Origin of the sequence: Pseudomonas entomophila, from assembly GCF_018417595.1 — a bacterium.
GTDB classification, from domain to species: Bacteria; Pseudomonadota; Gammaproteobacteria; order Pseudomonadales; family Pseudomonadaceae; genus Aquipseudomonas; species Aquipseudomonas entomophila_C.
Map to the genome: position 1 here is coordinate 1,297,775 of NZ_CP070982.1, position 26,291 is coordinate 1,324,065.

Below are 26,291 nucleotides of genomic sequence, written 5' to 3' on the forward strand. Positions count from 1 at the left end.
GCCGGGTTTTTTATTGCCTGTTACTCAGGGCGGGTGATTATTGTTCGGTGGCGTTTCGACACTGCCCTGCATGGGACTGACCGTGAACTGGATGCATGTGCGTGTATCGAGGTTGTACAGCGTCCAGCGTCGGGTCGCTCGATGCGGGCGATTGATCAGGCGCAGTACCTGATTCTCGATCAGCTTGCGGCTGTCCGGACCAGAGATGGCAATGACCATGGGGTCTTCACTCGAATCAGATGGCTTTTCGGCAATGGTTCGTGGTGCCAAGCTTTCCAGAGGTGTGCTTGCGGCCTGGGAGGGCGATGTTTTGTCGGGGGGATCGCAGGGCGCTGGCGCAGCGTGCTTGTCGGGGGCAAACAATGTATTGCTGTTGAAGTTGAGCGTCAGGAAAAACAATACAGTCAGAAAAAATGGAAACCCCACCAGGAACCATGTGTAGATGGTCTGACTGCTTTCGCTCAGGAATGGCAGCGAGGCCAGTGCCGAGGCTTCGATGACACCGGCGAACACGGCGATGAGGGCCAGTGGACTGATTGATTCTTGACTCATGATAAGTGCCTGCGACGGTTATCGCACATCAGTAGCCTGTTTGACGCCACAGGATAAGCCGGTGCTGGTTCCTTGTGAGGAAAACCGACTTATCGAGTGATGGGGTCGAATATTCTGCGCAGGGCGTTGAAGTTTCCTGCGCGGAATGTAAATGGTTTTCGATTTTATTCAGTTCGTGCCAGTGCTATTTTTTTAGTGCTGCAGCCTGCAAGGTCATGGCCTCGAGTATCGGGGGAGGGCATGTAGGAAATTTCCTTGAATGGAGTAAGAAGTCTCTTTGAATGTATCTGCCAAGGAAACCGTTGCATAAAGCGTTGCGATGTTCGGTTATGGTGGAGTGTCGTAATTTAAAATAACGAAACAATGGATATCGCATGAACAAAGTGCTGATCGTGGATGATCACCCGGTCATTCGCCTGGCGGTACGCATGCTGATGGAGCGGCATGGTTACGAGGTGGTGGCAGAAACCGACAACGGTGTGGATGCCTTGCAACTGACGCGGGAACATCTACCCGATATTGTCATTCTGGATATTGGAATTCCCAAGCTCGATGGGCTGGAAGTCGTCGCCCGGATAACCCTGGTCAGTCCTGCGAGCAAGGTGCTGGTACTGACCTCCCAGGCACCGGGGCATTTCTCGATGCGCTGCATGCAGGCAGGTGCCGCTGGTTATGTCTGCAAACAGCAAGACCTGACAGAGTTGCTCAGTGCGATCAAGGCTGTGCTGTCAGGCTACAGCTACTTCCCCAATCAGGCGTTGCACAAGGGCAGGACCGGGGTGGGTGGCGGAACGGAAGTAGAGATGGTCGAACGTCTCTCTGGCAGGGAGATGATGGTGTTGCAACAACTGGCGCGCGGCAGGAGCAATAAGGAAATCGCCGACAGCATGTTCCTCAGCAACAAGACGGTGAGTACCTACAAGACGCGTTTGTTGCTCAAGCTCAACGCACGGTCGTTGGTGGACCTCATCGAACTGGCCCAGCGTCACGGCTTGGCCTGAGTGTTTGCCGAAGAAAAAGCCTCCGTTCAGGAGGCTTTTTCTTGACTGTGCTACAGGTCGTAGTCGAAGTCGGCCAATTGCTTCTGCAGGCGTCGTTCTTCCAGCATGTTGTCAATGGTGCGGCGCTTGCTGAGGTTGGTCTTGGCCGGTTCGGCCTGCGGTTCCACGTCCTCGTCCGCGCTCTGGAAATCTTCGTCGATAGCCAAGTCTTCTTTATCGGTGCTCATGCGTCACTCCAAGCCAAAGGGCCCTTGGCCGTCCTTATAGCGGGAATCATGAAGCGGGTAAAAAAGATTTTTTCAATCGTATTCAACAGTTTTTGCCTGTCGTCTCAATCGTCCGAAGTCTTGTGCTTGTATTCGCAAAGGTCCTCGATACGGCAACTGCCGCAGCGGGGCTTGCGGGCCTGGCAAACGTAGCGTCCATGCAGGATCAGCCAGTGGTGGGCGTCAAGCAGATAGTCCTTGGGGACGAACTTGAGCAGCTTCTTCTCCACCTCCAGAACGGTCTTGCCGGGGGCAATGCCTGTGCGATTGCTGACGCGGAAAATGTGCGTATCGACCGCCATGGCCAACTGGCGGAAAGCGGTGTTGAGCACGACGTTTGCGGTTTTGCGCCCCACACCGGGCAAGGCTTCGAGTGCTTCACGGGTCTGCGGCACTTCACCATCGTGCTGTTCGACCAGCAGGCGACAGGTCTCGATGACATTCTTCGCCTTGCTGTTGTAGAGCCCAATGGTCTTGATGTAATCACTCAGCCCCTCCACGCCAAGCGCGTGAATGGCTTGCGGGGTGTTGGCCACGGGGAACAGGCGCGCGGTGGCCTTGTTGACGCCCACATCGGTGGCCTGGGCCGAGAGGATGACGGCGATCAGCAGTTCGAAAGGTGTTGAATAAGCCAGTTCGGTCTTGGGGTCGGGATTGTCTTCATGCAGCCTGCGAAAGATCTCCAGGCGTTTGGCGGCATTCATGGGGTCAAAGGGTTCCTTGACGACGGGGTGAGGTAGGTGGGCGCAGGTGATTGTACAAGCCCAGCAGCAGACCGAGCAGCAGAAGGGCGCCAGGGGCGAGCTGGGCGATATGCAGCCCCAACCAGTCATTTGCCAGTTGGCGGCAGGCGGCCAGCGCCAGGCAAGCCAGCAACAGGCCACACAGGTGGGTCAGCAATGGGCGCCAGCGGCCCTTGGTGGGTAGCAGCAGGTCAATGGCGAGGCACGGCAAGGCCAGGAGTGTCGGATAGTACCCCAAGGCCAGCGCCAGGGGCAGGGCCCAGGCGCGTAGTCCAAGTTGCAGGCAAGTTGCCAGGGATGCCGCCAGCATGACGCTCGCATACAGGCGTGGCAGGGGGGCGAGAACGTTGCGTAGCGGATACATCAAGCCTTGGTGCAGGCTCACCAGCAACAGGCTGCAAACGGCTATGGCCACGCCCTGCAGGATTGTCCCGGTCGCGCCGATGAGGGGCGGTAGGTTGGCAATCAGTAACCAATATCTATTCATCGGCAGCCTCGCTGGTGAGCAGTGGCTTATGCTCGTCGAAGTAGCGCAACGCATCCTGAATGGCATCGATCACGGCGCGCGAGGTCACCGTCGCTCCGGCCAGTTGGTCGAATACACCCTGATCGCGCTTCAGCGCCCAAGCCTGTTCGGGAGGGGTGTCACGTCGACTCCCGATAAACTGATCGAGCCAGCGCGATGTCGGGTTGGCCAACTGGTCGCCCAGGCCGGGGCTCTCCTGTTGGTGAAGAACCCGGACGCCGATCAGGCGGCCTTGGGCATCAATGGCGATGGCCAACTCGATCGGCCCACCATAGCCCTGCAAGCCACTGCGCAGCACCACGGCCGACAGCTTGCCGGCACGCGTTGCGCGGTAGCCGGTCAGCAGGCGGCTATGACGCAAGGTCGAATCTGCCAGCTCAAGGGGGGCCAGCAATGGCTGGTTATCATAGCTGCCCAGGGGCAGCACCGCTAACCATTGGCGTTCGTGCAACTGGCGTTCGGCTTCAGCAATGCTGCCGGCGGTCCAGTGTCGCCAGGCAAGGCTGAGGCCCACGCTCAGCCCGGTGACTGCAATCAATATGAGGGCCGTGGTTGTACGAGCGTTCATGCTTGCCCCTGTTCCCGGTGCTCTGCCCAACGATCCAGGCCTGGTACTGCCAGGTTCATCAGCAGGATGGCGAACGCGGTGCCGTCGGGGAAATTGCCCCAGATGCGGATCAGGTAGATCAACAGGCCGCAGCCCATGCCGAACACCAGGCGGGCAAGTGGGCGCCGGCAACCGGAAACCGGCTCGGTGGCAATGAAGAACGCGGCAAGCATGGTCGAGCCCGAGAGCAGGTGCAGCAGTGGTGAGCCGTGGGAGTCGGAGCCTGATCCATTCCAGCCCAGCAAGCTGCACAGGAAGATGGCACCGAGCAGGCCTGCGGGGGCGTGCCAGGTGCACACCTTGCGTTGCAGCAGGAACAGACCGCCCAGCAGGAATGCCAGGTTCACCCATTCGCTATCGCGTCCACCCAGGTGGCCGAAGGCTGGATTCTGGCTGAACAACTCGTCGATCGTCAGGCTACGATTGTGCTTCAACGCATCGAGCACGGTCGGGCTGGCCCAGGCGTCGACCTGTTCGCCCGGGGCGAAGGCCTGTTGCAGGCTGTCAATCAAGCCGACTGCCTGGCCGGGCCAGTGGTGCATCTGCAGGGGAAAACTCAACAGGACGAACGCGTAGCCAACCATGGCGGGGTTGAACAGGTTGCGACCGACGCCGCCAAAGGCCTGCTTGCCCAAGCCAATGGCAACGGCCGTGGCGCAAAACGGCAGCCACCAGGGCGCCTGGCTTGGCAATGCCGCAGCGAGCAACACGGCAGTCACCAGCGCACTGAAATCACTCAGGGTGCTTTTCATGGGCTGTTTGCGCAACGTCAGCAGCAGCGCCTCTGTAAGCAGGGCGGCACTGATGCATGACACCAGGTTGATCAGCACGCCCCAGCCCAGCAGCCAGAACATTGCCAGGATGCCCGGAGCGCAGCCCAGCAGGACCACGCCCATGGCATTGCGCAGGCGCGGGTCAGGCGCTTGCATGGCCTTGCAGCGCTTCGTGGGGTTGGCAGGCGTGTTCGGCGGCGAATGCCAGAGAATGCAGTCGCTCGGCCGGGGCGTCGATACGATGAGTCAGCCTCATTGTGTGAATATTCCATTGAGCCCCGAGAACGCCATGGCCATTACGCCGGCACCGAGGAGTTCGATCGGCAGGCCGCGCAAAGCCACGGGAACGTCCGTTTGGCGACTACGCTCGCGCAGGTCGCAGAACAGCACCAAGGCAAGCCAGAAACCTGCGCCCGCCAGCACACCCCAGACCAGGGCCTGCCATGGGCCGTGGTCCTCTCCGGTGAGCTGCAACAACAAGCCTAGCAGCGCGACGTTGCCTATCAGCAAGGGCTGCAGGTCGTTCGTGGGCCAGTTCGGGATAAGTCGTTGCAGCGCATGCGGCAGCCCCCACGCCAGAGCCATCATCAGCGGCAACAAAAGGAACAGCTGCAAGCCCTGCCATTGCAGCGGTGCCAGCACGTATGTGTGCAGCAACACGCCACCGGGGAGCCCGATCAGGAACAGAAGCCCGCTGCACAGGCCGAGCACATGCAGCCGATTGCGCTCGGCTTGCTCTGGCTGCAAGGCCAGGTGATTGATCAGCGCGGCGCTGACCAGGACCAGGACGTAGTCGCTCATGACAATGCCTGCCGGCTTGGGATGCCGTGATTATCCGGCAGCAGGCGCTGGATGGAAATGCCCCGGCCAAATGGCCGGGGCAGGAGGTGGGCTTATTTGATGCGCTGACCAGGCTTGGCGCCGCTGTCAGGGCTCAGCAGGTAGATCTCTTCGCCGCCAGGGCCGGCTGCCATGACCATGCCTTCAGACACCCCGAAACGCATTTTCCGTGGCTTGAGGTTGGCCACCATCATGGTCAGGCGACCTTCCAGCTTGCTCGGGTCGGGGTAGGCCGACTTGATGCCGGAGAACACGTTGCGACGCTCGTCACCGATGTCCAGGGTCAGTTGCAGCAATTTGTCGGCGCCGGGCACGGCTTCAGCCTTGACGATCAGTGCGACGCGCAGGTCGACCGCGGCGAAGGTGTCGAATTCGATCTCGGCCGACAGTGGATCCTTCGTCAGTTCGCCATTGCCGGCGGGGGCCTTGGTTTCTGCGGCGAGCAGGTCTTCCTTGCTGGCGGCGATCATGGCTTCGACCTTGGCCGGCTCGATGCGACTCATCAGTGCCTTGAACGGGTTGAGCTTGTGGTTTTCCAGGCGGGACAGGTGGTCGTTCCAGGTCAGCGGGGCGACGTTGAGGAACGCCTCGGCGTCTGTGGCCAGCAGTGGCAATACTGGCTTGAGGAAGATCACCAGCTGGCGGAACAGATTGATGCCCTGGGCGCAGATGGCCTGCACCTCTTCCTGCTTGCCTTCCTGCTTGGCCAGCGACCACGGAGCCTTGTCGGCGATCCAGGCGTTGGCGCGATCGGCCAGGGCCATGATCTCGCGCATGGCGCGGCCAAAGTCGCGGCTTTCGTAAGCCTCGGCGATGGACGGGGCGGCGGCGAGGAAGGCTTCGGTCAGCTCGGGTGCGGCATCGCCGGCCACCATCACGCCGTCATTGCCCTTGTGGATGAAACCGGCGCAGCGGCTGGCGATGTTGACCACCTTGCCGACCAGATCGGAGTTGACCTTCTGCACGAAGTCCTCAAGGTTCAGGTCGAGGTCGTCGACACCACGGCCCAGCTTCGCGGCGTAGTAGTAGCGCAGGTATTCCGGCTGCAGGTGATCGAGGTAGGTGCGGGCCTTGATGAAGGTGCCGCGCGACTTGGACATCTTTGCGCCGTTGACGGTCAGATAGCCGTGCACGTTGACCGCAGTGGGCTTGCGGAAGCCCGAGCCTTCGAGCATGGCAGGCCAGAACAGGGCGTGGAAGTTGACGATGTCCTTGCCGATGAAGTGGTACAGCTCGGCCTTGGATTCTTCGCTCCAGAAGGCGTCGAAGTCCAGCTCCGGGCGGCGTGCGCAGAGGTTCTTGAAGCTGGCCATGTAGCCGATCGGTGCATCCAGCCAGACGTAGAAGTACTTGCCCGGCTCGCCTGGGATCTCGAAGCCGAAGTAGGGCGCGTCACGGGAGATGTCCCATTCCTGCAGGCCCGAGTCCAGCCATTCGGCGAGTTTGTTGGCCACGGCATCCTGCAGTGTGCCGCTGCGGGTCCACTGCTGCAGCATGGCCTGGAAGTCCGGCAGCTTGAAGAAGAAGTGCTGCGAGTCGCGCAGCACCGGGGTGGCGCCGGAGATCGCCGACTTCGGGTTCTTCAGTTCGGTCGGGGCGTAGGTGGCGCCGCACTTCTCGCAGTTGTCGCCGTACTGGTCCTCGGCCGCGCACTTGGGGCAGGTGCCCTTGATGAAGCGGTCGGCGAGGAACATGCCCTTCTCGGGGTCGAAGTACTGGGTCACCGAACGGGTGGCGATGTGCCCGGCGTCGCGCAGGCGGGTGTAGATCAGGCCCGACAGCTCGCGGTTCTCCTCGCTGTGCGTGGAGTGGAAGTTGTCGAAGTCGACCAGGAAGTCGGCGAAGTCGCTGCTGTGCTCGGCCTGGACATTGGCGATCAGCTGTTCTGGCGTGATGCCTTCCTTCTCGGCGCGCAGCATGATCGCCGAACCATGGGCATCGTCGGCGCAGACGTAGATGCACTGGTTGCCGCGCAGTTTCTGGAAGCGAACCCACATGTCAGTCTGGATGTACTCGAGCATATGGCCAAGGTGGATGGATCCATTGGCATAGGGCAGGGCGCTGGTGACGAGAATCTGACGTGGCTCGGACATGGTGGCTCGGCTACTTATCTGGCTACGGGTAAAAATGAGGGTGGTCGGCCACTATAAAGGGCTGGCGAATTTATTTCACCCCGCGTTCGCATCTGCTGACGATTGACGGGTTAGCATAGGCGCCTGTCACGTATTCAGTTTGCCAATGGGAGTCTTCATGAGTGCCGTCACCCGTGCCGCCGTCGAGGGCGTGCTTCGCCAGTACACCGACCCCTACCTGAACCAGGATCCGGTCAGCGCCGGTTGTGTGCGCGCCATCGACATCCAGGGCGGGCAGGTCAGCGTGCAATTGCAGTTGGGGTATGCCGCCGGCTTGTTCAAGGGCGGCTGGGCGCAGGTGCTGCAGAACGCGATCGAGAACCTCGAAGGTGTCGCATCGGCCCGGGTGACCATCGATTGCCTGATCGCTACCCACAAGGCCCAGGCCCAGGTGCCGGCCCTGGCCAGCGTGAAGAACGTCATTGCCGTGGCCTCGGGCAAGGGCGGGGTGGGCAAGTCGACCACCGCCGCCAACCTGGCCCTGGCACTGGCCCGTGAAGGCGCCCGGGTGGGTATCCTCGATGCCGATATCTATGGCCCAAGCCAGGGGGTGATGTTCGGCATCCCTGAAGGTACCCGCCCGCAGGTACGCGAGCAGAAGTGGTTCGTGCCGATCAAGGCTCATGGGGTCGAAGTCATGTCCATGGCCTTCCTCACCGACGACAACACACCCATGGTCTGGCGCGGCCCGATGGTGTCGGGGGCGTTGCTGCAACTGGTCACGCAAACCGCCTGGGATGACCTCGATTACCTGGTGATCGACATGCCGCCGGGCACCGGCGACATCCAGTTGACCTTGGCGCAGAAAGTACCGGTGGCGGGTTCGGTGATCGTCACCACCCCGCAGGACCTGGCCCTGCTCGATGCGAAGAAAGGCGTTGAGATGTTCCGCAAGGTCAACATCCCGGTGCTGGGCGTGGTAGAGAACATGGCCGTGCACATCTGCTCCAATTGCGGCCATGCCGAGCACCTGTTCGGTGAGGGCGGTGGCGAGAAGCTGGCGGCGCAATATGGTGTCGAACTGCTGGCCTCGCTGCCGTTGTCGATGTTGATCCGCGAGCAGGCCGACAGTGGCAAGCCCACGGCCATTGCCGAGCCGGAAAGCCAGATCGCCATGGTGTACCAGGAACTGGCGCGACAGGTGGGTGCGCGGATCGTGCTGCAGGAAGCGACGGCGCCGGCGATGCCGAACATCACCATCAGCGAGGATTGAGCCTGAGTGATGGGGTGGCGGTCCCTGTAGGAGCCTTGTGTCGCGAAAGGGCTGCGCAGCAGCCCCAGGATTTCAGTGGTGATGCGAGAAGTGCGGGGGCCGCTTTACGGCCCTTTCGCGACACAAGGCCGCTCCCACAGGGTCGTGGATACCTTTCGAACAGGCATAAAAAAACCCGCCAATGGCGGGTTTTTTTTGAAAGCTAGGAAGCGAGATCGACTTAGGCGATCTGAACTTCTTCAGCCTGCATGCCTTTCTGGCCGCGGGTAGCGACGAAAGTAACAGCCTGGCCTTCTTTCAGGGTTTTGAAGCCGTCAGCTTGGATGGCTTTGAAGTGCACGAACAGGTCGTCGCCCGACTGAGGGGTGATGAAGCCGTAGCCCTTCTCATCGTTGAACCACTTGACAACACCGGATTGACGGTTGGACATGTTTCTGTCTCCTTGGACAAAGTTGATTACGGTCAGGAAACACCCTGACCGGGACTGAGCGCAAAGAGAGCAGAAAATTCAGCGATGGGCCGATGAGTATCGTGCATCAAACTAGAGATTCTCGGTGTCACGTGCAGCACAGTGGCGCCACCTTAACCCACTTTCCACGGCCTGCCAATGGCCAAGAAGCGCTTTGGCGAAATTCGGATCGGCGGCCTGCGCAGGCCCCGTCCGGCGCGGGATGGGGCAAGGAACTTTAACCCGGGCGCCGGGACCGGTAAGATGCGCATCTTGTTTTTTACCTCGCATTCTTCAGGACACCCCGCCATGAGCATCAAATCGGACAAGTGGATTCGCCGCATGGCGCAGGAACACGGCATGATCGAACCGTTCGTCGAGCGCCAGATCCGTGGCGAGCACGACAGCCGGGTCATCTCCTTCGGCGTCTCCAGCTATGGCTACGACGTGCGTTGCGCCGACGAATTCAAGGTGTTCACCAACATCAACTCGGCCACCGTCGACCCGAAGAACTTCGATGCCGGCAGCTTCGTCGACGTCAAGAGCGACGTGTGCATCATCCCGCCGAACTCGTTCGCCCTGGCGCGTACCGTCGAGTACTTCCGCATCCCGCGCAACGTCCTGACCATCTGCCTGGGCAAGAGCACCTATGCGCGCTGCGGCATCATCGTCAACGTCACCCCGCTCGAGCCGGAGTGGGAAGGCCACGTGACCCTGGAGTTTTCCAACACCACCACGTTGCCGGCGAAAATCTACGCCAACGAAGGCGTGGCGCAGATGCTGTTCCTCGAGTCCGATGAAGAGTGCGAAGTCTCGTACAAGGACCGTGGCGGCAAGTATCAGGGGCAGCGCGGCGTCACCCTGCCACGCACCTGAGCTGACAAGCGCGGGGAATTACTTCCCCGCCCGGCACTCCAATGACAGAACAGATCCCGGCGCGCGCCATGCGTGCCGGCTCTCGTCAGGAGCAGCCCATGAAACTCGACCCCGCTATCAGCAGAAAGCTGGCCGTGCTGCAGCCGAACCAGATCGGCCTGCTCGCCTGGTCGCTTCTCGCTCACCCGCCCATACCAATGCAGATGGGCGGTGTCCCGCACCAGCCCGATCCCGATACGCCCCTGCCAGCTGAGCCCGGTGAACATCCGCCCATGGAGCCGGGTGAGCCGACCTTGCCCGATGAACCTCCACCGGCACCGGTGGCCTGATCAAGCCGCCTGCGGGTCGTCAGTTACCCAGCAGGTAGCCGCTCCGGCATACCTGTTCGCCGGCAATGTGGGCGACCACCATGCCTGCCGTTGCCATTCGCCGTAGGCTGCGGGCGTACAGCAGGCCCGCCTGGGTGTTATGCAGCGGCGTGATCCGATCGCTCAATGGGTCGATGACCTCGGCGATCAGCTGTCCGGCCTCCAGGTACTGTCCAGGCTTGGCATGGAAGACCAGCAGCCCGCCCAGAGGCGTGGTCAGTGGTTCCACCGCCGCCAGTGGGGTCGCGGGGTAGCGCAGGGCCGGCAGCGGCGCGGGTTGCCCTTCGATCGCACCGCTGTGGGTGAGGAAGTCCAGGATCGCCTGGCAATCCTGGCTCGCCAGCGGATGGCTGACATCGGCCTGGCCGCGCAGTTCGATGGTCACCGAGAAACTGCCTTGGGGAATCGGGAAGCGTTTGCCGAAGCGTTGCTGCAATTGCCACCAGACCAGGCTGAAGCACTCGTCGAACGACTGGCCGCCCGAATCGGTGGCCAGCAGGCTGGCCTGGGCGCCCAGGTAGCGCGCCAGCGGCTCGACCTGGGGCCAGGCTTCCGGCGTGGTGTACAAGTGCTCGACGGCTTCGAAGTCGCAATGCAGGTCGAGCACCATGTCGGCGTCGCACGCCAGGCGCTGCAGGGTGAGGCGTTGGGATTGCAGTGGGGTGCGCGCGGGGTGGGCGTCGAGGCCGCGACGCAGGTATTCGCGGATCAGTGCCACGTTATGGGCCGGGTCCTGGGTCAGGTGGGCCTCGACCTGGTCACCGATACTGTCGGACAGGTCGACGAAGTTGCGATTGAAGTTTTCGCCGCTCTGCAATTCGAAGCGGCCGAGGGGGGCGTCCAGCAACACCTGTTCCAGGCCCACCGGGTTGGCTACCGGCACCAGGATGATCTCGCGGCGCAACCGTCCTTGCTGTTCCAGTTCGCCCAGGCGCTGCTTGAGGTGCCAGGCGACCAGCATGCCCGGTAGTTCGTCGGCATGCAGCGAGGCCTGAATGTACACCTTGCCAGCGCCGCGTGGGCCGAAGTGGAAGCTGTGCAGCTGGCGGGCGATGCCGGGAACGGGGGACAGCAGGTCGTGGGTCGAATGGTGCATGGTGGTCCTGGTGGAAACGGTCTGGTCCGGGATGATGGATAGAAGCACAAGTTGGTGCTTCGTGCATCATTGTCCGGCCCGGAACGTACCGAGCACCGGCTCGCCAGCAAGGCTGGCTCCTACCTGTAGGAGCCAGCCTTGCTGGCGAACGTTTTACTTGCCGGGCACCAGTGTCAATCGCTGGCTGCCATAGGCGCGGGCAAAGTTCTGCGGTTGCAGCGGCAGGCTGGTGAAGCGTCCCTTGAACCAGGTGTCCAGGCCATCACTGTAATGACGGCTCGCCGGGTTGCCGGACTGGCCGCTACTGGTCAGCACTTGCAGCGGCTCGGCCTGGCCGAAGTCGACGATCATCCGCGCCGAGGCGGGCAGGCGGGTGTCGAAACTGCTGCCCCAGGCGTATGGCGTCAGTGCCAGGGTGCTGAAGTCGCCACCAGCGGCCAACGGTGGGCGGGCAAGGTTGTCGCCCAGCCCCTGGTAGTTGGGCGCCGGCCAGCGGTACTGGTGCAGCTTGCCCCATTGCCACGCACTGCGGTCGGCACCGAGCTGGGCGGTGCCCGCATCGATCGCGCCTGCCAGGCTGCGGGCCAGGATGGTGGGTTTGTCCTCTTTCTGCGGCGTGCCGCGGTCATCCCAGAACGGACTGTCGTCGCGACCGAGCAGGTGGTCGGCCTGGGCCGAGTAGGACAACTGGGCATTGCCGACGAACGCCTGCCAGGCGGGGCCGGACTCCGGGCCAAGGTCGTCGAGGAAGGTCTGACGAGTGACTTCCTGGAGGAACAGTGCGTACAGCGCGGCATCGGCCGAAACCGGGCTCAGCCGGCCATCGAAGGCCTTGAGCCGGGCCAGGGCGTCGCGGGCCTTGTCGCGCTGGGCCGCCGGCAGGGCATCGATGGCCTGCTTGAGGGGCTGGGCCATGCCCGGGGCGTCGAACATCTGCTTGAGCTTGCCGGCCAGCGGTGTGACCTGGTCGTTCTGCAGGGCCATCAGGCTGCGGCTGTCGTGGCGGCCGTTGCCGGCCAGCTGGGCCAGGCGCTCGGCGCGTTCGGGGTAATACCAGGTGCTCGACAGCTGCATGCCATAGCCCTTTGGCAGGCTGCGCTGGTTGGCGTGGCCGATGAAACCTGCCGGTGGGTCCTGGTCGTAGGGGTGCAGCATGGCGTCGGCGTAGCCGTCCCAGTCATAGCGTCCATCCCAACCCGGCGACGGCAGCAGGCCCTGGCCATCGCGGCGGTTGGGGTAGCGGCCGCTGACTTGCCAGCCGATATGCCCGGGCTCGGCGAACACGAAGTTGAGGGCGGCGGCGGCGACTTCGCGGGTGCTGTCGAAGGCGCGCTCCACGGTGGTGGCACGAGTCAGGTCGAACAGGGCGTCGAGGCTGCGGTCGTCCTTGAGCTGCGGCAAGTGCAGGGCCAGCGCCAGGCTGCCATGGCCCGGCAGCAGGGTGCCGTGGCGGGTGTCGTACATCACTTCGCGCTGGGGGCGCTGGCCACGCACGAAGAAGGTTTCGTTGCGCGCACGGGCCTGCTGCCACTTGCCGTCGGCCAGGTAGGTCAGTTGGTTGCCCTGGCGGCGCACCTGCTCGAGGAACAAGTCCTGGTTATCGGCCATCACGGCGCTGCTGCTCCAGGCCAGCTTGCCGTTGTAGCCGGCCAGCACGATCGGCAGGCCGGGTAGCGAGAGGCCGGCGACCTGGTACTTGCCGGTGTGGATCTGTACTGGGTTCAGCGCCCAGATCGCGCGGCTGTCGCTGGCCAGCAGGCTCTTGCCGCTGCGGCTGCGCTCGGGGGCGAGGGCCAGGTTGGACGAACCCGGGCTGCCCAGCAGGCCAAGGTCGGCCAGTTGCTGGCCGGCGGCGGCGAGCGAGGTCAGGCCCGGCAGTTGGCTGGCCAGGTTCAGGCCCTTGAGCTTGTCGATTTCACTATCGGCCAGTGGCTCGTCGGGGGCGCCGGGCAGCAGCCAGGCCAGTTTGTCCGTGCCGACCTTCTGCGCGAGCGTGAGGGCCGAGAGTTCTTCCTGCAGGTTCACCGACTGGCTGAAGGCGTAGAGGCTGAAGATCAATGCCGAGTCCTCGGGCTTCCAGTACTCCGGGCGGTAGCCGCTGCGGGCCAGTTCGGCGGGCAGCTTGTCGCGGTAGCGGAACAGGTAGGCGTTGACCCCGCGGGCGTACACTTCGAAGAAGCGCTTGAGCCGCGGCGAGGCGTCGGCGTAGAGCTGGCCGGCGCTCTGCTTGAGGTTGGCGGCGCGCATCAGGCGGTCGATTTCCAGGGCATCGGGCCCGGCCAGCTCGGCCAGGCGCCCCTGGGCCAGCAGGCGCATGGCGACCATCTGGCCGATGCGATCGCCGGCGTGCACGTAACCGAGGCTGAACAGGGCGTCATGGAAGCTGCTGCTTTCGATCAGCGGGGCGCCCATGTCGTTGCGTCGAATCGAGACGTTCTGTGCCAGGCCTTTGAGCGGTTGCACGCCCGTGGTCGGGGGTACGCTGTCCTGGTAGCCGCCCATCTGGCAGCCGGCGAGTGCAAGCGTGCCGAGAAGCGCGGCGGCGCCGCCGAAGCGGGGGCGGAACGGAGGAAGGACGGCGGCGGCCATGACGGGGCTCCTGCAAGGCGTGGCGGGGTTTGGAAAGGCGCTAAGGTAGTGAGCGCGCAGTCGCCGTGCAAGGTGTTGGGACGCATTATTTACGAATGGTCGGCAGCGGCAAGCTGCGAGAGGACAGCGGGCTGTGCGCCGATCTGTTCCTGCTTGTAGCTTGCCGCTCGAAGCTTAATGCTTCAGGCGCCGTGGCACTTCTTGAACTTCTTCTGGCTGCCGCATGGGCAGGGGTCGTTGCGGCCGACGTCCTTCAGGGCGTTGCGCACCGGCTCCTGGTGGCCGTGGTTGCAGTGCGGGCCGTGCACATGGCCGTGGTCATGATCATGCTGATGGTCGTGACCGTGGTTGCAGTCGGGGCCATGGACATGGGGTTGCTGGGTCATTGCGGGGCTACTCCGGTATTAGATCGCCGGGGATTATCTCACCACTGCGCGACAAGTGCAGGTCCCGATGAATGAACAGGCCGGTGGCCAGGTCGCCTTGTAGACGGTACTGCAACGGTTGCTTGCCGCGCAGCAGCTTGGCCAGGGGTTTGAGGTGCTGCCAGAGGTTGGTGCGCGCGGTGATCTTGAAGGTGCGCCGGGCATGGCCACCAACACTGCGCCAGAGACTGACCTCGTCCTGGGCCAGCAGCAGGTCGCCCAGGTGAACCGAATAGGTGATGGTGCGGATGAACAAGCGTTCGTCATTGGGGTTGTCGACCTGCAGGTGGAGCACGAACTCTTGCTGGTGCAGGCGCATCTTGACCTTTTCCACCTCGACCAGATGCACCTCGGGCTGGCGCCAGGTGGCCTCGCCCCAGCTGGCGCAGCCCGCCAGCCAGCCCAGCAGGAAGCTGAGCGTGAGCAAGCGGGCCAGGGCGGGCATGTTCAGCTACCGAGATAACTGGCGCAGCACTTCTTGAACTTCTGCCCGCTGGCGCAGGGGCAGGGATCGTTGCGCCCGGCGCTCAGGGGCTCGGTAGGGTCGATGAAGTACCAGCGCCCGGCATGCTGGACGAAGGCCGAGCGTTCGCGGTGCTGGTGATCGCCGTCGGTGTCGTGCCAGCGCGCGGTGAAGGTGACGAAGGCATGTTCGGGCTGCCCGCCGAATACCTCGGCGCTTTCCACCTCCAGCCCAAGCCAGGTGCTCTGGGCGCTCCAGGCGGCCATGCCGGCACGGTCCAGGCCGGGCTGCTGGGCGGGCAGGGTGGTGCCGACCAGGTAATCCACCAGGCCCAGCACGTAGGCGCTGTAGCGACTGCGCATCAGCGACTGCGCGTCCGGTGCCGGGGTGCCAGCGTGATAGTGCCCGCAGCAGGCGTCGAGCAGGTTGCCAGTGCCGCAGGGGCAGACCGAGACACTCATTGAATCACCACCAGTACTTGCCAAAGTTTTCAGGGTTGGCCCAGAACCTGGCATTGAGCCAGTCCGGGACCTGTTTGTAGTCATGCAGATCATAGGTGAACAGGCTCAGCACCTGCTCGTCGCGTTGGAATTTTTCGCTGGCCGAGAGCGCCAGGGCGAAGAAGTCGGTTTCATGCCAGCCGCTGGCGGCCAGGTCGGTGAGTACCGCCACCCGGCTGGCGTTGAGGTTGCGGATGCCGCCCAGCAACTCCAGGCCGGCACGCTTGGGCAGGTGTTCGAGGCAATCGACCAGCACGGCCAGGTCGAAGCGCTGCGCGGCCACCGCCGCCGGCAGCGGGCCGGGCGCCGCGACTTCGATGTGGGTGTCCGGATGCGCCGCGGCGAAGGCGTCGAGTGCCGGGAAGCGCGCGCCCACCAGCAGCAGGCGGCGGGGCGTGAAGCGCTCGAGCAGGGCGGCCAGCGCCTGCTGGGGGGTACGTGGAGAGAAAACCTCGGTCATTGCCAGTCCTCGTTCAGATCGCTCAAGACTAGCGGCCCCAGACGCGATGGCAAAGAGGTCAAGGGTTGCGTCGTGGCTTATTGCTGGCAGAGCGGGAAACGGCGGTCTTTACTCCCAGAGCGTCGGTTCAGCACCGATTCCCCCTAGGAGAAGCAACAAGATGAGCATAGTACGCACAGCGATACCCCTGGTTCTGCTCACCAGTGTGTTGACTGGTTGTGCAGGTTTGCAGAAAACCGACTGGCCGAAGTGTGCTGCCGTCGGGGGCGTGGGCGGCGCGGCCCTGGGCGCCATAGAAAGCTCCAGCTGGGCTGGCTGGGGTGCCTTGCTCGGTGGTGGCCTGGCGGCTGGGTACTGCTGGGCCCATGGCGATGGCGACGAGGATGGCGATGGCGTGCCCGACAGCCGCGACAAGTGCCCGGGCACGCCACGCGGTGTGCAGGTCGACGCCAACGGTTGCCCGCCGGCGCCGCCACCGGTGGTCGAAGAGGTGGTGGTACAGAAGGAAGAAGTCATCGTCATCCGTGACGTGCGCTTCGAGTTCGACTCGGCGCGCCTGACCGCCGCCGACAAGGAGCGCCTCAACACCATCGCCACGCGCCTCAAGAAAGAAGCCCCGAGCGCGCGCCTGAGTGTCACGGGCCACACCGACAGCGTCGGTTCCGACAAATACAACCAGAAGCTCTCCGAGCGTCGGGCCCACTCGGTGACCGAGTACCTGATCGAAAGCGGCGTGCCGCGCGCCAGCTTCGTTTCGGTGGTGGGGGCCGGTGAAACCCAGCCGGTCGCCGACAATGCCACGGCCGATGGGCGTGCCATGAACCGTCGAACCGAGATCAAGATTCAGCGCTGATGGCCGTGCGCCCGAGCCTTGAGAAGTGGCGCGGGCGCGTCTTTACTCCTGTGTGACCGGAAGCGGCCGGTGACACAGGAGCATTCACCATGCGTGTTTTGTCGAAGGCGGCACTGCCGCTGGTGGTGGCCACGAGCCTGCTGGCAGGCTGCGCTACCCACAGCGATGGCAGCGCGCCCCTCAATCAAAGGACCTGGCCTCTCTGCAGCCTGCTGGGTGGGCTGGTCGGCGGAGGCCTGGGGGCCATCGAGAGCTCCAGTTGGGCGGCCGGTGCCGGCGCTGCGGGAGCGATCGCCGGTGGCTTGATCTGCTATGCCCAGGACGGTGACGAGGACGGCGATGGCGTCTTCGACCGCCGCGACCGTTGCCCGGACACGCCGGCCGGCACCCGGGTCGATCACATGGGCTGCCCGCTGCCGCAGTATCCACCGTCGCAGCCACAACCCGAACCAGCCGCGACATCCGAAGTGATCACCCTCGATGATCAGGGCCAGGTGCTGTTCGCCTTCAACTCCGACAGGCTTGAGGCCGGTGCCCAGGAACGCTTGCGCAGCTTGCTTCCCAAACTCAACGACCCTTCGGTGCTCAGCATCAAGGTCATTGGCCACACCGACAGCGTCGGCTCCGACAGCTACAACCAAGGGTTGTCCGAGCGCCGTGCCAGCAGCGTCGCCGAGTACCTGATCAGCCAAGGGCTGGCGCCGGAGAAGGTGACCAGCCAGGGCCGTGGAGAGAGCGAACCGGTGGCCGACAATGACACCGAGGAAGGCCGGGCGCACAACCGACGGGTGGAACTGCACCTCAACTGACCCCCTCTGGCGCGTTGCCTGGCGTTAGGGGTACTGTTGCCGTCGCGGCCCGCTCGACCGGGCCGCTTCGACATAACAACAAATCGATCGGGGGCGGGGTATGAAGTTCATCCTGGGCCTGGGCAAGGCCCTGACGGTGGTGTTCTGGTGGGTGGTGCTGGTCAATCTGTTCATGCCGCAGCCGTTGCCGCTCAATCTTCTCATCAATGCAGCGGGCATCATCCTGCTGACGCTGCACGTGCTCGAGATCCTCTTCTTCAATGGCAGCTTGCGCGGGCGCAGCCATCGTTGGTTCGACCGGCTGCAGATCCTGCTGACCGGTATTTTCCATGTCATGTCCATTCCCAGGCCGCAGGAGGCGCCGAGCCATGCGTAAACTGATGTTGCTGGCCGCGTTGGCGGCCCCCATGGCGCAGGCCGAAAGCCTCGAAGTTGCCGCTCATTCCATGTTGCGCCTGCCGAATAAGGCGGCCAGCGTGCATCTGCAGCATTTGCGGGTAGCGGATTCAGGAACCTTGCTGCTGCCGGCCAGCTTGAGCGAGCTGAAGATCGACCGGCTCGAATTGGGCCGTGATGCGCGTATCGCCGTTGCGCCTGCCGAGGGCGGGCTGAGCATCGATGTGGTCCATGCCTCCCTGGGCGAGGGGAGCGAGATCAGTGCTCCAGGTGCGCCTGGCACCTACGAGCGCAGTGCTCGCCCTGGCCGTAACCTGGAGTTGCGATTGGCGGAATTGGAGGCTGATCGTTTGGCCATCGATGCCCGCGGAGGCGCGGGGGCACCGGGCTACGTCGGGCTCGATGGCGCCAATGGCAAGTCAGGTGGGTGCACCTGGGGGCAGGCCAGCCGCGGCTCCAATGGCGATGATGGTGGCAATGGGCAGGATGGGGCATCGGGTGGGCGGGTCCGTCTCGCGGTACCTGACAGCTTCCCGCGTGAGCGGATCGTGGTTCGGCTGGATGGTGGCGCGCCGGGCAAGCCAGGGGCCGCAGGCCGGCCCGGGGTGGGTGGAGCCAGCAAGGGCTGCCTGGTCTATAGCACCGATGCCGGGGCCAATGGGCGACCTGGGCGGGAGGGGCAGCCTGGGCTGGCGGGGGCTTCCGGGGAACTGATCATCCAGCGGTTGTGAGCGGGGGGGAGGTAGGCGGGCAGCGCTCGATCTCATCGGCGCTGCAACGCTTCCGCTTGAAAGGCGAAGCCGTCACCCCCCAATGGTCTAGTCTGAAAATGACCGGCACCGGCCCAATCCCCACCAAGAGCGCCCGGACCGGACAACCATTCGGAGTCCCCTGGGAGGTGCTCTCATGAGCCTGCTGCTTGAGCCTTACACCCTTCGTAAGCTGACCCTGCCCAACCGCATCGCCGTTTCCCCCATGTGCCAGTACTCAGCCGTCGACGGCCTGGCCAACGACTGGCACCTGGTGCACCTGGGCAGCCGCGCCGTCGGTGGCGCGGGCCTGGTGATCAGCGAAGCCGTCGCCGTCACCGCCGATGGCCGTATCACCGCCGAGGACCTCGGCCTATGGCATGACGACCAAATACCACCGCTGCAGCGCATCACCCGCTTCATCGCCGCCCAAGGGGCCGTACCCGGCATCCAGCTTGCCCACGCTGGCCGCAAGGCCAGTACCTACAGGCCTTGGCTGGGCAAGCCAGGCAGCGTCAAACCGGAGGAAGGGGGATGGCAGCCGGTAGGCCCTTCGAAGATCGCCTTCGACCCAAAACACACCCCACCCCGCGAACTGACCACCGATGAGATCAAGGGCATCATCGTCGCATTCGTGGCGGCAACCGAGCGCGCATTGACGGCCGGCTTCAAGGTCGTCGAGATCCACGCCGCCCATGGCTACCTGCTGCACCAGTTCCTGTCACCATTGAGCAACCAGCGCCGCGACGATTACGGAAGTTGCTTCGAGAATCGCATTCGCCTGACCCTGCAAGTGACCGAGGCCGTGCGCAAAGTCTGGCCAGACGACCTGCCGCTGTTCGTCAGAGTGTCGGCCACCGATTGGGTCGAGGACGGCTGGAACCCGGATGAAACCGTGGAACTGGCCCGCCGCCTGCGAGCCCTGGGCGTCGACCTGATCGACGTGTCTTCGGGCGGTACCTCGGTCAATGCCGAGATCCCGACGGGCCCCGGCTACCAGACTCGCTTCGCCGAGCGTGTGCGCAAGGAGTCGGAGATCGCCACCGGCACCGTCGGCATGATCACCGAACCGGCCCAGGCCGAACACATCCTGCGCACCGGCCAGGCCGATGTGATCTTCCTTGCCCGGGAACTGCTGCGCGACCCGTACTGGCCATTGCATGCCGACGATGACCTGGGCGGCAACAAGGCCACCTGGCCGGCCCAGTACCAGCGGGCGACCAGCCGGGCGAACCCGATCCACGAGTCGGACCTGCGCGACTGATTCAGCCGCAGGCTGCCTGGCTGAGGATATCGCTCACCCACTGGTTGATGCTCTTCTGCGCCAGTTCGGCCTTGGCGGCCACGCTGGCGTGGAGGGCTGGTTCCAGGCGCAGGCTGAGCTTTCCGGAATAGGCTTTCTGCGGTTCACGGCCCAGGCGCTCGCAGGTTTCGAGGTAGTCGTCGACAGCCTCCTCGAAAGCTTGACGCAGCTCGGCGATCGACTCGCCGTGGAAGCCGATCACATCACGGATGCCGGCGATGTGGCCGATCAGCAACTGGTCTTCGTCGCTGTATTCGATGCGGGCTGAATAGCCGCGGTAGTTCATGACGTTCATGGTGTGACTCCTGCCTGCTCCAGGAACTGACGGGCGTCCCGTACCTGGTAGGGGTTGGCGTGCCGATCGGGATGAGGGCGGTTGAATGTCGCGACCTCGCCGTTGAGCTCGAAACGCACGCGGGACCCTCTGCCTTCGACGACCTTGGCGCCAAGCGACACCAATAACGACTCCAGGCGCTGCCAGTCCAGTGTTCGGGGAACAGGTTTCTTGAATACGAGTTCGAGTAATGCACGCTGGTGATTATTCATGGTATCAGTCTGTGATACCAGTGGTGCGCGGTTCAATGGATGGACGGTAGGCAGCAGCAACCGTAAAGACAGGGAAGATTCTGCTGAAGGGGCAGTAAAAAGGCCGGCGGGTAATGAATCCCCACCGGCCTCCATCACCGTGGGCTCAATGCTTGAACATTACATGGCGCACACAGGTGTAGTCCTCCAGCCCATACATCGACATATCTTTCCCGTAGCCGGAATGCTTCTGCCCGCCATGGGGCATTTCGCTGACCAGCATGAAGTGGGTGTTGACCCAGGTGCAGCCATATTGCAGGCGCGCTGCCAGGCGATGGGCGCGACCGGTATCGCGGGTCCATACCGACGAGGCCAGGCCATACTCGGAATCGTTGGCCCACGCCAGCGCCTGGGCCTCATCGCTGAAGCGAGTGACGGAAACCACCGGGCCGAACACTTCGTGACGGACGATCTCGTCGTCCTGCAGGGCATCGGCGAGTACGGTCGGCTCGAAGAAGAAACCGTCACCCGCGATGGCCTTGCCACCGGTGACCAGGCGAATGTGCGGCTGGGCGATGGCGCGCTGTACCAGGCCCGCCACCTTGTCGCGGTGCTGGGCGCTGATCAGGGGCCCGAGTTCGGTGTCGGCTGCGTTCTGCAGGCCAGGCTTGAGGCTGGCCACCGCTTCGCCCAGGCGTTCGACGAAGCGCTCATAGATGCCGCCCTGCACATACAAGCGGCAGGCCGCGGTGCAGTCCTGGCCGGCATTGTAGAAGCCGAAGGTGCGGATACCCTCGATGGCGGCGTCAATATCGGCGTCGTCGAACACCAGGACCGGGGCCTTGCCGCCCAGTTCCATGTGCATGCGTTTCACGCTGTCGGCGGTGGCGCCGATGATGTGCGCGCCGGTGGGGATGGAGCCAGTCAGCGAGACCATGCGCACCTTGGGATGGGTGACCAGCGGATTGCCAACGGTCTGGCCGCGGCCGAAGAGAATGTTCAGGACGCCGGCCGGCAGCAGGCCCAGGACGAGTTCACCCAGGCGCAGGGCGGTCAGTGGGGTCATCTCCGAAGGCTTGATCACCACGGTATTGCCGGCGGCCAGGGCCGGGGCGATTTTCCATGCCAGCATCATCAACGGGTAGTTCCAGGGCGCGATGGACGCCACCACGCCCAATGGGTCGCGACGGACCATGGAGGTGTGGCCAGGCAGGTACTCGCCGGCCGCCGAACCACCCAGGCAGCGCGCGGCGCCGGCGAAATAGCGGAACACGTCGGCAATGGCCGGGATCTCGTCGTTGAGCGCGGCGGCATAAGGTTTGCCGCAGTTGTCCGATTCCAGCTTGGCCAGCTCCTCGCCATGGCTTTCGATCACCTCGGCGATGGCCAGCAACACGGCGGCACGCGCCTTCGGCGTGGTCTGCGACCAGCTTTCAAACGCCTGGTCGGCGGCGCGCACGGCGGTGTCCACTTGCGCTTCGGTGGCCTCGTTGATCTGTGCCAGGGCGCTGCCCTTGGCCGGGTCGAGCACGGTCCAGGCCGGTCCTTCGCCATCCACCAGGCGGCCATTGATCAGCATTTGGGTTTGCATCGGGGACTCCTCCAGGGTCATTTGCCACTGCCCGCGACGCTTTCGCCGCCGCGGGTCAGGTAATAGGCGCCGAGAATCGGCAGCATGGTCACCAGCATCACCAGCATGGCGACCACGTTGGTCACCGGCACGTCGCGCGGGCGGCTGAGCTGGTTGAGCAGCCAGATGGGCAAGGTGCGCTCGTGGCCGGCGGTGAAGGTGGTGACGATGATCTCGTCGAACGACAGGGCGAAGGCCAGCATGCCGCCGGCCAGCAGCGCCGAGCCGAGGTTGGGCAGGATGATGTAGCGGAAGGTCTGCCAGCCGTCGGCGCCCAGGTCCATCGACGCCTCGATCAGGCTCTGCGAGGTGCGCCGCAGGCGGGCGATGACGTTGTTGTAGACGATCACCACGCAGAACGTCGCATGCCCGACCACGATGGTGAACAGGCCAGGCTCGATGCCCAGGCGCTTGAAGGCCGACAGCAGGGCGATGCCGGTGATGATGCCGGGCAGGGCGATGGGCAGGATCAACATCAGCGAGATACTTTCCTTGCCGAAAAAGCTGCGTCGGTACAGCGCCGCAGAGGCCAGGGTGCCCAGCACCAGGGCGATCAGCGTGGCCAGGCAGGCTACCTGCAGCGACAACTTGATTGCCTCCAGCACGTCGGGGCGGGCGAAGGCCACGCCGAACCACTTCAGGGTGAAGCCCTGGGGCGGGAAGCTGAAGGCTGCATCCTCGGTGTTGAAGGCATAGAGCAGGATGATCAGGATCGGGAAGTGCAGGAACAGCAACCCGCCCCACGCCGCCAGGCGCAGGCCTGTCGAGGCTTTCTCAGAGTGCATCGAAGGCCCCCAGGCGTTTGACGATGGACAGGTACACGGCTATCAGCACGATCGGCACCAGGGTGAAGGCCGCGGCCATGGGCATGTTGCCGATCGCGCCTTGCTGGGCGTAGACCATGCTGCCGATGAAGTAACCGGGCGGGCCGATCAGCTGCGGCACGATGAAGTCGCCCAGGGTCAGGGAAAAGGTGAAGATCGACCCGGCGGCGATCCCCGGTACAGATAACGGCAGGATCACCTGCAGGAAGGTCTGGCTTGGCCTGGCGCCGAGGTCGGCCGAGGCTTGCAGCAGCGAGGGCGGCAGGCGCTCCAGTGCCGCCTGGATCGGCAGGATCATGAATGGCAGCCAGATGTATACGAACACCAGGAAGCGCCCCAGGTGCGAGGTCGACAGGGTACTGCCACCCAGGCCGGGAACCGCGAGCACCAGTTGCAGCAGCGCCTCCAGGTGCAGGTGCTGGATGAACCATTGGGCCACGCCGCCTTTGGCCAACAGCAGCGTCCAGGCGTAGGTCTTGACGATGTAGCTGGCCCACATCGGCATCATCACCGCGATATAGAAGAACGCCTTGGTGCGGCCGGTGGTGTAGCGCGCCATGTAGTAGGCGATGGGGAAGGCCAGCACGGCACTGGCAAGTGACACCGCCACGGCCATGGCCAGGGTGCGCAGGATGATGTCGAAGTTCGCCGGGTTGAACAGCGCGACGAAGTTGGCCAGGGTCAGGTCCGGCGTCACCGCCATGGTGAAGTCGTCGAAGGTGTAGAAGCCCTGCCACAACAGGTTCAGCAGCGAACCGAGGTAGATCGCGCCGAACCACAGCAAGGGTGGGACCAGCAGCATCAGCAGGTACAGGTTGGGGCGTCGGTAGAGCATGTTGCTCAGGCGCCGCAGGGGCGAGCTTGCCGGGTACGCCGAGGCAAGGTTCATAGGACGGTTTCCTGCAATGCCGTCATTGCCTCTCGTGGCCAGCGGGCATGTACGCGCTGGCCGGTTTGCCAGGTCGGCGCATCGGCCTGCCAGCGGTCATTGGCCTGGCTCACGGCCAGTACCTGGCCGTTGTCCAGTTTCACCTCGAAGCGAGTGGTGCTGCCCTGGTACTGGATGTCGTGGAGTTCGCCGCTGACCTGCACTTGGTGGCCGCTGGCCTGGCCGTCCAGGCGGATGTGTTCGGGGCGGATGGAGAACGGCAGGGGGCTGCCGCTGAGCTGTTGGGCCAGCTCGCCGCGCAGCACATTGGAGGTGCCGACGAACTCGGCGACGAACGTGGTCGCCGGCTTCATGTAGAGGTTGCGTGGCGAGTCGACCTGTTCGATACGCCCACGGTTGAACACCGCTACCCGGTCGGACATCGACAGCGCTTCAGTCTGGTCGTGGGTGACGAAGATGAAGGTAATGCCCAGTTGTCGCTGCAGCTTCTTCAACTCGCCCTGCATCTGCTCGCGCAGCTTGAGGTCGAGGGCACCGAGCGGCTCGTCGAGGAGCAACACCCGCGGGCGGTTAACCAGCGCCCGAGCCAGGGCTACACGCTGACGCTGGCCGCCGGAAAGCTGCGCCGGTTTGCGTGCGCCGTAGCCCGCCAAGGCCACCATGGCCAGGGCTTCTTCTGCGCGGGCGTGGCGCTCGGGCTTGGCGACGCCCTTGACCTTCAGGCCGTAGGCAACGTTGTCACGCACGTTCATGTGGGGGAACAGCGCGTAGTCCTGGAATACCGTGTTGACGTCACGCTGGTAGGGTGGCAGGCCCGCGGCCTCGACCCCGTGGATGCGGATCGAGCCGCTGCTGGGCTGTTCGAAACCGGCGATCAGGCGCAGGCAGGTGGTCTTGCCCGAGCCGGACGGACCGAGCATGGAGAAGAACTCGCCATCCTGGATATCGATGCTGACCTGGTCGACCGCCTTGACCTCGCCGAAGGTGCGGGAAACCTGGGTGAACTGGACTGCTGGGGGCATGGTGCTATCCGATATTGATGCTGGTTCATTCGGGCCATATCGTCTGTCGGAGCGGCTTCAGCCGCGATGCGGGCTTCGCGGTGCCTGGCACCCGCTGCGCGGGTGATCGCGGCTGAAGCCGCTCCTACAGAGGTCATATCAGATCAATGGGTTGAATCTTGTTCCGGGGCGCTCCTATCGCCCGCCCATGATCGCGATATAGTCCTGGGTCCAGCGGCTATAGGGTACGAACTTGCCCCCTTCGGCCTGCGGGGTCTTCCAGAAGGCGATCTTGTCGAAGTTGTCGAAACCGTTGGTCTTGCAGCCCTCGGCCCCCAGCAGCTCGCTGCCGGTACAGGCCGCTGGCACTGCGGGCAACGAACCGAACCAGGCCGCCACATCGCCCTGCACCTTCGGTTGCAGCGACCAGTCCATCCACTTGTAGGCGCAGTTGGGGTGCTTGGCCTCGCTGTGCAGCATGGTGGTGTCGGCCCAACCTGTGGCGCCTTCCTTCGGTACCACCGAGGCCACTGGCTGCTTGTCGGCCTGCAGCCCGTTGACCATGTAGCCCCATGAGCTGGTGGCGACTACACCCTCGTTCTTCACATCGCTCATCTGCACCGTCGCGTCATGCCAGTAGCGGTGGATCAACGGCTGTTGCTGGCGCAGCAGGTCGAGCACGGCCTTGTACTGGGTTTCGGTCAGTTCGTAAGGGTTCTGGATACCCAGTTCGGGTTTGGCAGACTTGAGGTAGAGCGCCGCGTCGGCGATGTAGATCGGCCCGTCGTAGGCCTGCACGCGGCCTTTGTTGGGTTTGCCGTCGGGCAGGTCCTGGGGCTCGAACACCACGCTCCAACTGGTCGGCGGTTGCTTGAATACGTTGGTGTTGTAGAGGAGCACGTTCGGGCCCCACTGGTAGGGGGTGCCGTATACCTGGTTATTGACCACGTACCAGGCACCGTTGTGCAGGCGTGGGTCGAGGTTCTTCCAGTTGGGGATCAGCGCGGTATTGATCGGTTGCACGCGCTTGCCAGCGATCAGCCGTAGCGAGGCGTCGCCCGAGGCGGTGACCAGGTCGTAGCCGCCCTTGGTCATCAGGCTGACCATCTCGTCGGAGGTGGCGGCGGTCTTCACGCTGACCTTGCAGCCGGTTTCCTTCTCGAAGCCGGTGACCCAGTCGTAGGCCTTGTCGCTTTCACCCCGTTCGATGTAGCCGGGCCAGGCGATGATATCCAGCTGCCCTTCGCCGGCGCCGAGCGTGCCTGGCAACTGGGCGGCCTGCAGGCCGGCACTGGCTACTAGCGCGCCGAACAATACAGTCTTGTTCACTGACATGGTGGTCCCTCTTGCTGAGTCGCATGGACGGGGGAGAGGTCGAGGCTGGGCATTGGCCAGGCATCGAAACAGGCGAAGAAAAGCCGGGGCAGACGCGGG

The 26,291-nt window shown here is 63.8% G+C and carries 31 protein-coding genes; 9 read left to right on the forward strand and 22 right to left on the reverse strand.

Annotated elements, in window-relative coordinates; translation table 11 throughout:
* Positions 1–24: 24 nt before the first annotated feature.
* The gene (locus JYG34_RS05655; RefSeq protein ID WP_213659818.1) at positions 25–552 is read right to left on the reverse strand and encodes a hypothetical protein; all 528 of its coding nucleotides are present in this window, start codon (positions 550–552) and stop codon (positions 25–27) included.
* A gap of 374 nt (positions 553–926) precedes the next feature.
* Between JYG34_RS05655 and JYG34_RS05660 the strand changes: the two genes are divergently transcribed.
* Positions 927–1,553 (forward strand): response regulator transcription factor, encoded by a 627-nt coding sequence (locus JYG34_RS05660; RefSeq protein ID WP_213659819.1) that lies wholly within the window; start codon positions 927–929, stop codon positions 1,551–1,553.
* A gap of 50 nt (positions 1,554–1,603) precedes the next feature.
* On the opposite strand, the gene JYG34_RS05665 is transcribed toward JYG34_RS05660, so the two are convergent.
* The 7 genes from JYG34_RS05665 to metG form a co-directional block, all read right to left on the reverse strand.
* Positions 1,604–1,780 carry a PA3496 family putative envelope integrity protein gene (locus JYG34_RS05665; protein ID WP_011532526.1) on the reverse strand — a complete coding sequence of 59 codons (177 nt, stop codon included), beginning with the start codon at positions 1,778–1,780 and terminating at the stop codon, positions 1,604–1,606.
* A 104-nt stretch (positions 1,781–1,884) separates the two neighbouring features.
* Entirely contained in the window at positions 1,885–2,523 is a 639-nt protein-coding gene (gene nth / locus JYG34_RS05670; protein WP_011532527.1) for an endonuclease III, read from the reverse strand.
* A 4-nt stretch (positions 2,524–2,527) separates the two neighbouring features.
* The gene (locus JYG34_RS05675) at positions 2,528–3,049 is read right to left on the reverse strand and encodes an NADH:quinone oxidoreductase (protein ID WP_213659820.1); all 522 of its coding nucleotides are present in this window, start codon (positions 3,047–3,049) and stop codon (positions 2,528–2,530) included.
* Positions 3,042–3,656, reverse strand: a complete 615-nt coding sequence (locus JYG34_RS05680; RefSeq protein WP_213659821.1) for an RnfABCDGE type electron transport complex subunit G — start codon at positions 3,654–3,656, stop codon at positions 3,042–3,044. The genes JYG34_RS05675 and JYG34_RS05680 overlap by 8 nt, the downstream gene beginning before the upstream one ends.
* The gene (locus JYG34_RS05685) at positions 3,653–4,624 is read right to left on the reverse strand and encodes an RnfABCDGE type electron transport complex subunit D (RefSeq protein ID WP_213659822.1); all 972 of its coding nucleotides are present in this window, start codon (positions 4,622–4,624) and stop codon (positions 3,653–3,655) included. The genes JYG34_RS05680 and JYG34_RS05685 overlap by 4 nt, the downstream gene beginning before the upstream one ends.
* 96 nt (positions 4,625–4,720) lie before the next feature.
* On the reverse strand, positions 4,721–5,269 hold the full coding sequence (locus JYG34_RS05690; RefSeq protein ID WP_213659823.1) for an Rnf-Nqr domain containing protein: 549 nt from the start codon (positions 5,267–5,269) through the stop codon (positions 4,721–4,723).
* A gap of 92 nt (positions 5,270–5,361) precedes the next feature.
* Positions 5,362–7,401 (reverse strand): methionine--tRNA ligase, encoded by a 2,040-nt coding sequence (gene metG / locus JYG34_RS05695; protein ID WP_213659824.1) that lies wholly within the window; start codon positions 7,399–7,401, stop codon positions 5,362–5,364.
* A 157-nt stretch (positions 7,402–7,558) separates the two neighbouring features.
* Here metG and apbC point away from each other — a divergent pair, with 157 nt between their 5' ends.
* Positions 7,559–8,653 (forward strand): iron-sulfur cluster carrier protein ApbC, encoded by a 1,095-nt coding sequence (gene apbC / locus JYG34_RS05700; protein ID WP_213659825.1) that lies wholly within the window; start codon positions 7,559–7,561, stop codon positions 8,651–8,653.
* Positions 8,654–8,873: 220 nt separating this feature from the next.
* Here the strand turns inward: apbC and JYG34_RS05705 are convergent, their stop codons facing one another.
* Entirely contained in the window at positions 8,874–9,083 is a 210-nt protein-coding gene (locus JYG34_RS05705) for a cold-shock protein (protein WP_003254922.1), read from the reverse strand.
* Positions 9,084–9,410: 327 nt separating this feature from the next.
* Here JYG34_RS05705 and dcd point away from each other — a divergent pair, with 327 nt between their 5' ends.
* Together dcd and JYG34_RS05715 are read left to right on the forward strand one after the other, a co-directional pair.
* On the forward strand, positions 9,411–9,977 hold the full coding sequence (gene dcd, locus JYG34_RS05710; RefSeq protein WP_044487781.1) for a dCTP deaminase: 567 nt from the start codon (positions 9,411–9,413) through the stop codon (positions 9,975–9,977).
* 98 nt (positions 9,978–10,075) lie between these two features.
* Positions 10,076–10,306, forward strand: coding sequence for a hypothetical protein (locus tag JYG34_RS05715; protein ID WP_213659826.1), 231 nt, complete (start codon positions 10,076–10,078; stop codon positions 10,304–10,306).
* Positions 10,307–10,325: 19 nt separating this feature from the next.
* Here JYG34_RS05715 and JYG34_RS05720 read toward each other — a convergent pair whose 3' ends face one another.
* The 6 genes from JYG34_RS05720 to JYG34_RS05745 all read right to left on the reverse strand — a co-directional run bounded on the left by JYG34_RS05720 (position 10,326) and on the right by JYG34_RS05745 (position 15,878).
* Positions 10,326–11,441 carry a succinylglutamate desuccinylase/aspartoacylase family protein gene (locus JYG34_RS05720; protein ID WP_213659827.1) on the reverse strand — a complete coding sequence of 372 codons (1,116 nt, stop codon included), beginning with the start codon at positions 11,439–11,441 and terminating at the stop codon, positions 10,326–10,328.
* A 153-nt stretch (positions 11,442–11,594) separates the two neighbouring features.
* Positions 11,595–14,030: a penicillin acylase family protein gene (locus tag JYG34_RS05725; protein ID WP_213659828.1), complete on the reverse strand. Its 2,436-nt coding sequence runs from the start codon at positions 14,028–14,030 to the stop codon at positions 11,595–11,597.
* A 182-nt stretch (positions 14,031–14,212) separates the two neighbouring features.
* A complete protein-coding gene (locus JYG34_RS05730) occupies positions 14,213–14,416 on the reverse strand; it encodes an SEC-C metal-binding domain-containing protein (protein WP_060486211.1) in 204 nt (67 codons plus the stop codon).
* 7 nt (positions 14,417–14,423) lie between these two features.
* Positions 14,424–14,900, reverse strand: coding sequence for an LEA type 2 family protein (locus JYG34_RS05735; protein WP_213659829.1), 477 nt, complete (start codon positions 14,898–14,900; stop codon positions 14,424–14,426).
* A gap of 2 nt (positions 14,901–14,902) precedes the next feature.
* On the reverse strand, positions 14,903–15,379 hold the full coding sequence (locus JYG34_RS05740) for a YchJ family protein (RefSeq protein ID WP_213659830.1): 477 nt from the start codon (positions 15,377–15,379) through the stop codon (positions 14,903–14,905).
* Positions 15,380–15,383: 4 nt separating this feature from the next.
* A complete protein-coding gene (locus tag JYG34_RS05745; protein ID WP_213659831.1) occupies positions 15,384–15,878 on the reverse strand; it encodes a DUF6231 family protein in 495 nt (164 codons plus the stop codon).
* Positions 15,879–16,038: 160 nt separating this feature from the next.
* On the opposite strand from JYG34_RS05745, the gene JYG34_RS05750 reads away from it, so the two are divergent.
* The 5 genes from JYG34_RS05750 to JYG34_RS05770 all read left to right on the forward strand — a co-directional run bounded on the left by JYG34_RS05750 (position 16,039) and on the right by JYG34_RS05770 (position 19,949).
* Positions 16,039–16,731 carry an OmpA family protein gene (locus JYG34_RS05750; RefSeq protein WP_213659832.1) on the forward strand — a complete coding sequence of 231 codons (693 nt, stop codon included), beginning with the start codon at positions 16,039–16,041 and terminating at the stop codon, positions 16,729–16,731.
* An 89-nt stretch (positions 16,732–16,820) separates the two neighbouring features.
* A complete protein-coding gene (locus tag JYG34_RS05755; protein WP_213659833.1) occupies positions 16,821–17,540 on the forward strand; it encodes an OmpA family protein in 720 nt (239 codons plus the stop codon).
* Between the two features lie 100 nt (positions 17,541–17,640).
* Positions 17,641–17,916 carry a DUF1145 domain-containing protein gene (locus JYG34_RS05760; protein ID WP_213659834.1) on the forward strand — a complete coding sequence of 92 codons (276 nt, stop codon included), beginning with the start codon at positions 17,641–17,643 and terminating at the stop codon, positions 17,914–17,916.
* Positions 17,909–18,667 carry a collagen-like protein gene (locus tag JYG34_RS05765; protein WP_213659835.1) on the forward strand — a complete coding sequence of 253 codons (759 nt, stop codon included), beginning with the start codon at positions 17,909–17,911 and terminating at the stop codon, positions 18,665–18,667. Before JYG34_RS05760 ends, JYG34_RS05765 begins: the two co-directional genes overlap by 8 nt.
* A 175-nt stretch (positions 18,668–18,842) precedes the next feature.
* Positions 18,843–19,949: an NADH:flavin oxidoreductase/NADH oxidase gene (locus JYG34_RS05770; protein WP_213659836.1), complete on the forward strand. Its 1,107-nt coding sequence runs from the start codon at positions 18,843–18,845 to the stop codon at positions 19,947–19,949.
* Between the two features lies 1 nt (position 19,950).
* On the opposite strand, the gene JYG34_RS05775 is transcribed toward JYG34_RS05770, so the two are convergent.
* From JYG34_RS05775 to ydcS, 7 genes are all read right to left on the reverse strand, one after another.
* Entirely contained in the window at positions 19,951–20,283 is a 333-nt protein-coding gene (locus tag JYG34_RS05775) for a type II toxin-antitoxin system HicB family antitoxin (RefSeq protein ID WP_213659837.1), read from the reverse strand.
* Positions 20,280–20,534, reverse strand: a complete 255-nt coding sequence (locus JYG34_RS05780; protein WP_213659838.1) for a type II toxin-antitoxin system HicA family toxin — start codon at positions 20,532–20,534, stop codon at positions 20,280–20,282. Before JYG34_RS05780 ends, JYG34_RS05775 begins: the two co-directional genes overlap by 4 nt.
* Before the next feature lie 145 nt (positions 20,535–20,679).
* Entirely contained in the window at positions 20,680–22,104 is a 1,425-nt protein-coding gene (locus tag JYG34_RS05785) for a gamma-aminobutyraldehyde dehydrogenase (protein ID WP_213659839.1), read from the reverse strand.
* Positions 22,105–22,121: 17 nt separating this feature from the next.
* Positions 22,122–22,928, reverse strand: a complete 807-nt coding sequence (locus tag JYG34_RS05790; RefSeq protein WP_011532550.1) for an ABC transporter permease — start codon at positions 22,926–22,928, stop codon at positions 22,122–22,124.
* Positions 22,918–23,856, reverse strand: a complete 939-nt coding sequence (locus JYG34_RS05795) for an ABC transporter permease (RefSeq protein ID WP_213659840.1) — start codon at positions 23,854–23,856, stop codon at positions 22,918–22,920. Before JYG34_RS05795 ends, JYG34_RS05790 begins: the two co-directional genes overlap by 11 nt.
* On the reverse strand, positions 23,853–24,878 hold the full coding sequence (locus JYG34_RS05800; protein WP_213659841.1) for an ABC transporter ATP-binding protein: 1,026 nt from the start codon (positions 24,876–24,878) through the stop codon (positions 23,853–23,855). Before JYG34_RS05800 ends, JYG34_RS05795 begins: the two co-directional genes overlap by 4 nt.
* Before the next feature lie 174 nt (positions 24,879–25,052).
* On the reverse strand, positions 25,053–26,192 hold the full coding sequence (ydcS, locus tag JYG34_RS05805) for a putative ABC transporter substrate-binding protein YdcS (protein WP_213659842.1): 1,140 nt from the start codon (positions 26,190–26,192) through the stop codon (positions 25,053–25,055).
* Positions 26,193–26,291 lie beyond the last annotated feature (99 nt).